Origin of the sequence: Sphaerisporangium sp. NPDC088356, from assembly GCF_040685555.1 — a bacterium.
Lineage (GTDB): Bacteria > Actinomycetota > Actinomycetes > Streptosporangiales > Streptosporangiaceae > Sphaerisporangium.
This window is the reverse complement of the sequence record NZ_JBFBIK010000184.1, coordinates 1-9,233: the sequence shown is the minus strand read 5'-3', so window position 1 is coordinate 9,233 and position 9,233 is coordinate 1. Positions and strand designations below refer to the sequence as shown.

Here is a 9,233-nt window from a genome sequence, read left to right as displayed (position 1 = left end):
CTCCGACGGCACCATCACCGCCGTCGGCGCGAACAAGTGCCTGGACGTGCCCAACAACGCCACCGCCAACGGCACCAAACTCGCCATCTGGTCGTGCAACGCCGGCAGCAACCAACGCTGGACCCGCAGCTGACATACGGACGTTCGCCGGGGGTGGGCGACCGCCCCCGTGCCCCGGCGTGCAGGTGACGCCGGTTCACCCCCCAAGAGGAGAGCAATGCAGCATTCATCCGTCCCCCCGCGGGATCCCGCCGTCCGTCGGCGGCGCTCACCGGCGGCCGTCGCCGCATCCGTGGTCGCCGCGCTGGCCACGGTGCTGGCGGCCACGCTGACCTGGACGTCACCCGCGTCGGCCGCGGCGGCGCCGTTGGTGAGCGCCGCTTCCGGACGCTGCCTCGACGTGAAGGGCAACGTCGACACCACCGGCACCACGCTGGACATCTGGGACTGCAGCGGTCAGGCCAACCAGGCGTTCGAGTTCACCTCGGCGGGAGAGCTGCGGACGCTGAACGGCACGCGGTGCGTGGACGCGTACGGCAACCAGACCGCGCCCGGCACGCAGGTGATCATCTGGTCGTGCAACGGACAGGCCAACCAGAAGTGGCGGCAGAACTCCGACGGCTCCATCACCGGCACCCAGTCGGGCCTGTGCCTGGACGTCAACCAGGCCGGCACCGCCAACGGCACCGCCGTCATCCTGTGGACCTGCAACGGGCAGGCCAACCAGCGGTGGAACACCACCGCGAGCCCGAGCCCGACCCCGACGGTGACGCCCACGGTCCCGGCCGGCTCGCGCCCGTGTGACATCTACGCCTCGGGCGGTACGCCGTGCGTGGCCGCGCACAGCATGGTGCGGGCGCTCTTCGGTTCCTACAACGGCAACCTGTACCAGGTCAGGCGCTCCTCCGACAACGGGACCAGGAACATCGGCGTGCTGGCCGCGGGCGGCTACGCCAACGCCGCGGCCCAGGACTCGTTCTGCTCGGGCACCTCCTGCGTCGTCACCGTCGTCTACGACCAGTCCGGGCGAGGGAACGACCTGTGGTACCAGGGATCGAGCGTGGTTCCCGGCTCGCCCCAGAGCAGGCCCGCGACCGCGACGTCCGAGTCGCTGACCGCCGGTGGCAACAAGGCGTACTCGCTGTACATCAACCCCGGCAACAGCTACTGGCGGGACGGTCACCTGACGGGCGTGCCGACCGGCACCGCGCCTGAGGGCATGTACATGGTCACCAGCGGCACGCACGTCAACAGCGGCTGCTGCTTCGACTACGGCAACAGCGAGACCACGCGCAAGGCCGACGCCGCCGGGGCGATGGACGCGATCAACTTCAGCAAGCAGTGCTGGTTCGGCGGATGCTCGGGATCCGGTCCCTGGGTTCAGGCGGACCTGGAGTGGGGGCTGTTCCCCGGCGGGAGCCAGTCCTGGAACCCCAACCAGCGGGCCTTCACCAGCAAGTTCGTCACCGCGACCCTCAAGAACAACGGGACCTCGCGATTCGCGATGAAGGGCAGCGACGCGCAGTCGGGCGGCCTGTACACCCTTTACGACGGCTCGCTTCCCCCGGGATACAACCCCATGAAGAAGCAGGGGGCCATCATCCTCGGAAGCGGCGGTGACTGCTGCAAGCCCGACGGCGGCGCCAACCTCAGCGCGGGGACCTTCTACGAAGGAGCCATGGTCGCGGGTTACCCGTCCGACGCCACCGAGAACGCGGTGCAGGCCAACGTGGTGGCCGCCGGCTACCGCTGACCTGCTCGACCCGCTTGACCTGCTTGACCTGCTTGACCTGTGGGCCCCGCTCCCCCACCACGCGGGCGGGGCCCGCACCGGCTCGAACGCCGGTCGACCGGTTCGTCGCGAACCCGTCGGCCGGCCTTCGGGCGTGCGGAAAGAGCCCGGGAAAGGGGTTCGGAAAGCACGGGAACGGGCGTGGAAACCGCGTCTTCACGTCTCTGACACGCCATTGACATCCCTCGTGGCCGAGACCTAGGCTGCGTTCGAATCGATTCGACGCAGGACATCCTGGGATGAAATGCCCCCCGCCCATGAAGCCGAGCAGCTCACATGGGCGCACAGCACCCCCTAGTGAAGGAGTCCGAGATGAACGTCGGCGACGTCGTCCGCCGAGCTCGCCGGTGGCGGTCCACACCACCAGCGCCTCTCGTCCACCCGTCCCACTCGCCCGTGGCCGTGGAGTCACGTGCCGGCGCCGCACCCGGCGGCCGGCGCGGACGCCGCCGCGGGCTCACCGCCTTCCTCGCCGTCGCCGCGCTCGTCGCCGGGCCCGTCGTGGCGACCGCCACCCCGGCCCAGGCCGCGGACCAGTCCATCACCGTCGACTTCTCCGCCGGCGGCGGCTCTCCGACCTACCGGGCCTCCGGCTGGATCTACGGCATGACCGAGGACGCCTCGGGCCCGCCCGACCACTTCTACACCGACGTCAAGTTCCGGTACATGCGCGCCGGCGGGGCACAGCTCGACAGCCCGGGCGGCTGGGTGTCGGGCAAGTACGACCGCCGGTGGAACGCCACCCGCGCCCAGCTGCTGCGTACCCGGTCGCTGGGCGGCGAGTTCGTCCTGCTCGTCCATGACCTGTGGGGCGCCGACGGCTACCCGATCTCGCGCTTCCCCGGCGACAACGGCAGCTGGACCGACTACGACAACTTCCTCACCCGCCTGATCAACGACGTACGGGCGACCGGCGCCCCCGTGCAGTGGGACCTGTGGAACGAGCCCAACATCACGACGTTCTGGAACCGCCCGCAGTCCCAGTACTTCGAGCTGTGGCGGCGCACCTACCAGCGCGTCAGGGCCGCGTTCCCGTCACAGCCGATCGTGGGCCCGAGCCTGGCCGGCGTGCCGTCCACCAGCGGCTGGTGGACCCAGTACCTCGACTACGTCAAGGCCAACAACGTGGTGCCCGACATCGTGAGCTGGCACTCCCTGCCCGGCGACCCGGTGACGAACGTGGCGACCGCGAACACCACGCTGAACTCCCGCGGCATCCCGCACTCGCGCCCGTACCAGATCAACGAGTACGGGGCGTCCAACGAGCAGAATCCCGCCGACGGGTCCTGGTACATCGCACGCCTCGAAAGGGCCGGCGCCGACGGCCTGCGCGCCAACTGGGCGGGCGGGAACAACCTGCACAACGACCTGGGCAACCTGCTCGTCCACAACTCCTCCGGCCAGTACCAGCCGAAGGGTGAGTGGTGGGCCTACCGCTTCTACGGCTCGCAGACCGGGCAGATCGCCTCGGTCACCCCCAGCGCCAACTACGACGCGTTCGCCACCAAGGCGACCGGGAACGCCAAGATCCTGGTCGGCGGCGGCACCACGACCGGCAACATCGCCGTCAACCTCCAGCGCCTGGACACCACCAGCGGCATCGTGCAGAACAACCAGGTGCGGGTCCTCACCGAGCGCATCCCCTACAACGGCGGCGGCGCCGTCACGGGCCCGGTCACCGTGCAGAACTCCGTGGTGACCCTGTCCGGCAACGGCACGACGGTCAACCTGCCGCACTCCGCCGTCGACGACTCCTTCACCATCACGCTGCTGCCCCCGTCGTCCGACCCCGGCACCGGCAACGGGTCGACGTCGGTGCTGCGCAACGTCAACGCCGGCCGGTGCCTGGACGTGCCGAACGCGACCACCACCAACGGCACCCAGCTCCAGCTGTGGGACTGCGGCACCGGCGCCAACCAGCAGTGGACCCTGACCTCCGGCAAGCAGTTGCAGGTGTACGGCAACAAGTGCCTGGACGCCAACGGGCAGGGCACCACCAACGGCACACAGGTGATCATCTGGGACTGCAACGGCCAGCCCAACCAGCAGTGGAACGTCAACAGCGACGGCACGATCACCGGTGTGCAGTCGGGCCTGTGCGTGGAGGCGAGCAACTTCGGCACCGCGAACGGCACCAAGGTGCAGCTGTGGTCCTGCACCGGCACGACCAGCCAGAAGTGGACCAAGAGCTGACCCCGTGATCGCAGGCGGCGGTGACCCGTACGCGCTTCGACAGAAGGAGACATCATGCCCCTCGCAAGCCTGAGAAGGGCACTGGCGGCCGGTGCGAGCGCGTTGATCGCCACCGCCGCCTGCCTGACCGGCGGCGGCGCCGCCCAGGCCGCGGCGTCACTGCCATGTGACATCTACGCCGCGGGCGGCACGCCGTGTGTGGCGGCGCACAGCACCACCCGAGCGCTGTACGCCACCTACAACGGCCCGCTGTATCAGGTCAGGCGCTCGTCGGACAACACCACCCGGGACGTCGGGGTCCTGAGCGCGGGCGGAGTCGCCAACGCCGCGACCCAGGACGCGTTCTGTTCCGGCACGAACTGCGTGATCACCATCATCTACGACCAGTCCGGACGCAACAACCGGCTCACCCAGGCGCCGCCCGGCTACTGGAAGGGTCCGGCCGCGGGCGGATGGGACAACCTCGCCGACGCCAAGGCGGCCCCGATCACCATCGCCGGCCAGAAGGCGTACGGTGTGCGCGTGGAGCCCGGCACCGGCTACCGCAACAACAACACCAACGGTGTGGCGACCGGTGACCAGCCCGAGGGCATCTACGCCGTCGTCGACGGTACGCACTACAACCAGTGGTGCTGCTTCGACTACGGCAACGCGCAGACGGACGGCCAGGCCGACGCACCCGCCATCATGGAGACCGTCTACTTCGGCGCCGACAAACAGTGGGGCTACGGGGCCGGAGCCGGTCCCTGGATCATGGCCGACCTGGAGTGGGGACTCTTCTCCGGAGTGAACGCGGGCTACAACAACATCGCGTCGATCAACCACCGTTTCGTCACGGCCATCGTCAAGGGCGAGCCGAACCACTGGGCGATCCGGGGCGGCGACGCGCAGTCGGGCGGCCTGACGACCTACTTCGACGGTCGGCGCCCCAACGGCTACAACCCGATGAAGAAGGAAGGCGCCATCCTGCTCGGCATCGGCGGCGACAACAGCGTCTCCGGGCGCGGCACCTTCTTCGAGGGCGTGCTGACGTCCGGCTATCCGTCGGCCGACACCGAGAACGCCGTCCAGGCCAGCATCACCGCCGCCGGGTACGGATCGTCGACGGGCGGCGGAGGCGGGCAGCAGATCGTGGGCGGCCAGTCCGGCCGGTGCGTCGACGTGCCGAACTCCAGCACCACCAACGGCACCCAGGCGCAGCTGTGGGACTGTGGCAGCGGCACCAACCAGCGGTTCACCTACACCTCGGGCAAGCAGTTGCAGGTGTACGGCAACAAGTGCCTGGACGCCAGCAACCACGGCACCGCCAACGGCACCCAGGTGATCATCTGGGACTGCAACGGCCAGACCAACCAGCAGTGGAACGTCAACGCCAACGGCTCCATCACTGGAGTGCAGTCCGGGTTGTGCCTGGACGCCAACGCGGCCGGAACGGCCAACGGCACCAAGCTCATCCTGTGGTCCTGCAACGGCGGCGCCAACCAGTCCTGGAGCCTGCGCTCCTGACCCGCGGGCAACAGCCGGCGCGCGTGGCCCGGCGGGGAGAGCTTTCTCGCCGCCGGGCCCGTCGCCCTGGGGAATCGACCCCGCCCGCATCCCCGGGAAGGCGTCCCTCAGGATCCGTTGCGGCGCTCGTGGGCGGCGGCGAGGATGAGGTACGCGCTCGCCGTCCACGTGTAGGCGCGGTCGCGGAGCCCGGCGCCGCTGCGGGCGTCGAAGTTCTCCGCGAACCCCGACTTCTCGCACAGGATACGGAAGCGCGCGCTGATCTCGTCGGCCAGCTTCGGGTATCCGGCGCGGCGGAGCCCGTCCTCGATCAGGACGGTCGAGGGCGCCCAGATGGGCCCCCGCCAGTACCCGTCGTCCTGGTAGTGCGGGGACGTGGTCAGCTCCGTGGCGAGCCCGAACGCGGTCAGGTGCGCCTCGATGCCGCTCGCCAGCGACGCGCGGACCGCTTCGGGCAGTTCCTCCCCCAGCACGATCGGCATCAGGTCGAGCAGGCTGGAGCTGGACCAGGTGCGTCCGGAATACGCGCTCCGGGCGACGAACCGGTCGACGGTCCACAGCTCGGCGAGCAGCGCGTCGCGCATGCGGTCGGCCGCCCGCGACCAGTGAGCCGAGTCCGCGGGCCGGTCGAGCCCGGCGGCCAGCCGGGCGAGCTCGCGCATCTGGAGGACGAGAAAGGCGGCCAGGTCGGCCGTCTCGACGACGCGCTCGCAGTCGAAGGTGGTGGCATTGTCCCAGCCGCTGTCGTTGCCGTGCTGGTAATGGGCGAGCTCGTGCCCGGGGACGCGCCGGTGGGTCAGCCAGAAGGACGTCCACCGCTCCAGCCGGCGATAGACCTCGGCCGGTTCGCGTTCGTGCGACGGGTCCACATTCCGCAGGGCCCAGCCGTGGATGGGCGGCTTGACGAAGTTGTGGAGGACCTCGGAGTGTGTGACGGAGTCGGGCAGCGCGCCGGCGGCGTCCTGGTGGTCGAACACCAGGTGGAACTGGTCCCACGCCAGGTCCGGCAGGCCGTCCGCGAGGGCGATGGCGTTGAAGCAGTGGTCCCAGCTCCACACCTTGTCCATCCAGTGCTTGGACATCAGCACCGCCGGTCGGGTGACGAACCCCGCCGGACGCACGGTGGCCGACCACAGGACGTAGGCCGCCAGCTCCGCGGTGGGCGTCCGATCACCGCGCCAGGGCGCCACGGCGTCGCGGAAGGCGTCGAAGTCGGCCCGCGCGGCCGAGACCACCTGCTCGAAGTCGTTCTCGCGCGTGTAGGGGGCGCGGGCGGTCTCGTACTCCTCGATGGCGATCTCCCACGGCCCGTCGTCGCCGGGTATCACGACGCCGCGCACGGCCGTGCCCAGCACCTGTGCGCCGAGGTATTCGGCGACCCGGCCCTCCAGGAGCGTGACGCGGTAGCGGCGCCCGGTCTGGTACAGGGTGAAGACCCACGAGCCGTCGCCGGGATCCTGGTAGAAGTACGGGCCGCTGAACGGTGTCAGGACCGCGTCGGCCGCCAGCAGGCGCAGACCGAGGCCCACGCCGCGCATCCGCACCGTGTCGGGGCTCTCGTAGGCGGCGTCGATCCGGCCGGCGTCACGGGCCCAGGTGAGCCGCTGCGGTGCGGCGGTGATGGCCGTCTCGGTGCGGGCGCCCTTCGCGGTGGGGATCAGCCGCAGGATCGGATGCATGCCGGTCTGGTGTGACACCAGGTGCACGTCCTGCGCGTAGGCCTTCTCGCCGATCACCGGAGAGAGGTCGAACCAGGATCCGCGGAAGCTGAACGGGATTTCCCGCGGGGAGAACACCGGGCCGGCGGCGACGGTCATGAAGTGAGGGCCCTTCTGGGGAGAGGAGGCCAGTCAGCTCTTCACCGCGCCCGCGGTGACACCTGCGGCGACGTACCGCTGTGCGATGACGAGCAGGACGGCCGTGGGGATGGACGCGATCACGGCGGTGGCCATGATGGCGTTCCACTGCTGGTTGTTGTTGCCGATGTAGTGGTAGATGCCGAGCGTGATCGGCTGGTGGTCGCCGCCCTGGTCCAGGGTGCTGGCGAAAACGAAGTCCGACCAGGCCCACAGGAACGCGAACAGCGACACCGTGATGAGGGAGTTGCGGCTGACCGGCACGACGATCGACCAGAAGGTCCGCACGGTTCCCGCCCCGTCCACCCGTGCCGCCTGCATCAGCTCCGCCGGGATCCCGGACATGAACGTGGTGAGGATCAGCACGGCGAACGGCACGGCCAGCGTGGAGTCGGCCACGATCAGTCCGAGGATCGTGTTGAGCATGCCGACGTTGAGGAAGATGGCGTAGAACCCCATCGCCATGATGATCCCCGGGATCATCTGCGCGACCAGCAGGACGAAGCTCAGCGTCCCGCCGCCGCGCGGCCGCAGCTTCGCCAGCGAGTACGCGGCGGGCGTCGCGACCAGCAGGGTCAGCGCCACCGTGCCCAGGCCCACCAGCAGGCTGATCCCCAGATAGGGCAACTGCTGGTCCAGGGCGGCCCGGTAGCCCTCCAGGGTGCCATCGGCGGGGAACCAGGAAGGCGGGCTCTTGCGCATGTCCTGGTCGCGCGTGAAGGACACGTTGACCATCCAGTAGACGGGGAACAGCATCACGCCGGTCAGCACCAGCCCGATCGCCGTCTTGCCCCACCTGCGCGCGTCCGTCATGAGAGGGTCTGCCTTCGCTGCACACGGATGTAGATCAGTCCGAAGAACAGGGCCATCACGATCAGCAGGTTGCCGACCGCCGCCCCGGGACCGAACGCCGGCAACAGGTTGCCGAACCCCAGCCGGTAGGACCAGGTGGCGAACGTGGTGGAGGAGCCGCTCGGTCCGCCCCTGGTCATGATCCAGATGATGTCGAACACCTTCAGCGTGTAGACCAGCCCCAGCAGCAGCGTGACCGCCGACACCGGGCGCAGCAGGGGGAAGGTGACCCTCCAGAACCGCTGCCAGCCGGCCGCGCCGTCCAGCTCGGCCGCCTCGTGGATGGCCGGGTCGATGGCCTGGAGACCCGAGTACAACACCACCAGGTTGAACGGGATGCCGATCCAGATGTTGGCCAGGGTGACCGACCACAGGGACCAGTCGGGCGAGGTGAGCCAGTGGATCGGTCCGACGCCGAACGCGCCCAGCACGGCGTTGACGACGCCGGAGTCGCTGTTGAGCATCCACGACCAGGTGGAGGACGACACGATGAGCGGCAGCAGCCACGGCACCAGGAACAGCGCGCGCAAGATGGCCGACAACCGGAAGTTCCTGACGAAGAACAAGGCCAGGGCGAGCCCGATGGTGAACTGGAAGGCCAGCGACACCAGCGTGAACACCGCCGTGTGCCACAGGGCGGGTCCGAAGGTCGCGTCGCCCACAACCTGGGCGTAGTTGGCGAGCCCGGTGAAGGGCGCGTCCCCCTGGACGAAGGAGCGCACCGTGTAGTGCCGCAGGCTCAGCTCGACGTTGCGGTACAACGGGTAGGCGTAGAACACCAGCAGGTAGACGACCACCGGCGCCAGGAAGGCCCATGCCGCCCACTGGCCGGACCGGGGCCGCGATGCCGCCCGGCGACCCCCGCCCGCCGCCGGTGCCGGACGGGCGGCGGTGGGGGGCGGCGCCTGTGTCACTCGACTCATACTCGTGTCGTCCGGATTCCTACTGCGTGGCGCTCGCCGCCGCGGCCTGCGCGGCGGTCATCGCCTCTTGCGCGCTCTTCGACCCGCTCAGCGCCGCCTGCACCGCGCCCC

At 69.7% G+C, this 9,233-nt stretch carries 7 protein-coding genes; 4 read left to right on the top strand and 3 right to left on the bottom strand.

Features of this window, described 5'->3' with window-relative positions:
• Positions 1 to 13: 13 nt before the first annotated feature.
• The 4 genes from AB0O34_RS34925 (at position 14) to AB0O34_RS34910 (ending at position 5,491) form a co-directional block, all read left to right on the top strand.
• Positions 14 to 133 (top strand): RICIN domain-containing protein, encoded by a 120-nt coding sequence (locus AB0O34_RS34925; RefSeq protein WP_363922948.1) that lies wholly within the window; start codon positions 14 to 16, stop codon positions 131 to 133.
• Positions 134 to 217: 84 nt separating this feature from the next.
• Positions 218 to 1,753, top strand: coding sequence for an arabinofuranosidase catalytic domain-containing protein (locus AB0O34_RS34920; RefSeq protein WP_363922946.1), 1,536 nt, complete (start codon positions 218 to 220; stop codon positions 1,751 to 1,753).
• 351 nt (positions 1,754 to 2,104) lie between these two features.
• Positions 2,105 to 3,985: a ricin-type beta-trefoil lectin domain protein gene (locus AB0O34_RS34915; protein WP_363922944.1), complete on the top strand. Its 1,881-nt coding sequence runs from the start codon at positions 2,105 to 2,107 to the stop codon at positions 3,983 to 3,985.
• 54 nt (positions 3,986 to 4,039) lie between these two features.
• Entirely contained in the window at positions 4,040 to 5,491 is a 1,452-nt protein-coding gene (locus AB0O34_RS34910; protein WP_363922942.1) for an arabinofuranosidase catalytic domain-containing protein, read from the top strand.
• A gap of 107 nt (positions 5,492 to 5,598) precedes the next feature.
• On the opposite strand, the gene AB0O34_RS34905 is transcribed toward AB0O34_RS34910, so the two are convergent.
• The 3 genes from AB0O34_RS34905 to AB0O34_RS34895 are packed head-to-tail and all read right to left on the bottom strand — an operon-like array spanning position 5,599 to position 9,122.
• On the bottom strand, positions 5,599 to 7,308 hold the full coding sequence (locus AB0O34_RS34905; protein WP_363922940.1) for a trehalase family glycosidase: 1,710 nt from the start codon (positions 7,306 to 7,308) through the stop codon (positions 5,599 to 5,601).
• A gap of 33 nt (positions 7,309 to 7,341) precedes the next feature.
• A complete protein-coding gene (locus tag AB0O34_RS34900; RefSeq protein WP_363922938.1) occupies positions 7,342 to 8,160 on the bottom strand; it encodes a carbohydrate ABC transporter permease in 819 nt (272 codons plus the stop codon).
• Positions 8,157 to 9,122 (bottom strand): sugar ABC transporter permease, encoded by a 966-nt coding sequence (locus AB0O34_RS34895; RefSeq protein ID WP_363922936.1) that lies wholly within the window; start codon positions 9,120 to 9,122, stop codon positions 8,157 to 8,159. The genes AB0O34_RS34900 and AB0O34_RS34895 overlap by 4 nt, the downstream gene beginning before the upstream one ends.
• Positions 9,123 to 9,233 lie beyond the last annotated feature (111 nt).

Excerpts from the sequence above, each read along its gene's own strand:
- AB0O34_RS34915 (WP_363922944.1), top strand. The coding sequence starts at position 2,105 with ATGAACGTCGGCGACGTCGTCCGCCGAGCTCGCCGGTGGCGGTCCACA.
- AB0O34_RS34895 (WP_363922936.1), bottom strand. The coding sequence starts at position 9,122 with ATGAGTCGAGTGACACAGGCGCCGCCCCCCACCGCCGCCCGTCCGGCA.
- AB0O34_RS34905 (WP_363922940.1), bottom strand. The coding sequence starts at position 7,308 with ATGACCGTCGCCGCCGGCCCGGTGTTCTCCCCGCGGGAAATCCCGTTC.
- AB0O34_RS34900 (WP_363922938.1), bottom strand. The coding sequence starts at position 8,160 with ATGACGGACGCGCGCAGGTGGGGCAAGACGGCGATCGGGCTGGTGCTG.
- AB0O34_RS34910 (WP_363922942.1), top strand. The coding sequence starts at position 4,040 with ATGCCCCTCGCAAGCCTGAGAAGGGCACTGGCGGCCGGTGCGAGCGCG.
- AB0O34_RS34920 (WP_363922946.1), top strand. The coding sequence starts at position 218 with ATGCAGCATTCATCCGTCCCCCCGCGGGATCCCGCCGTCCGTCGGCGG.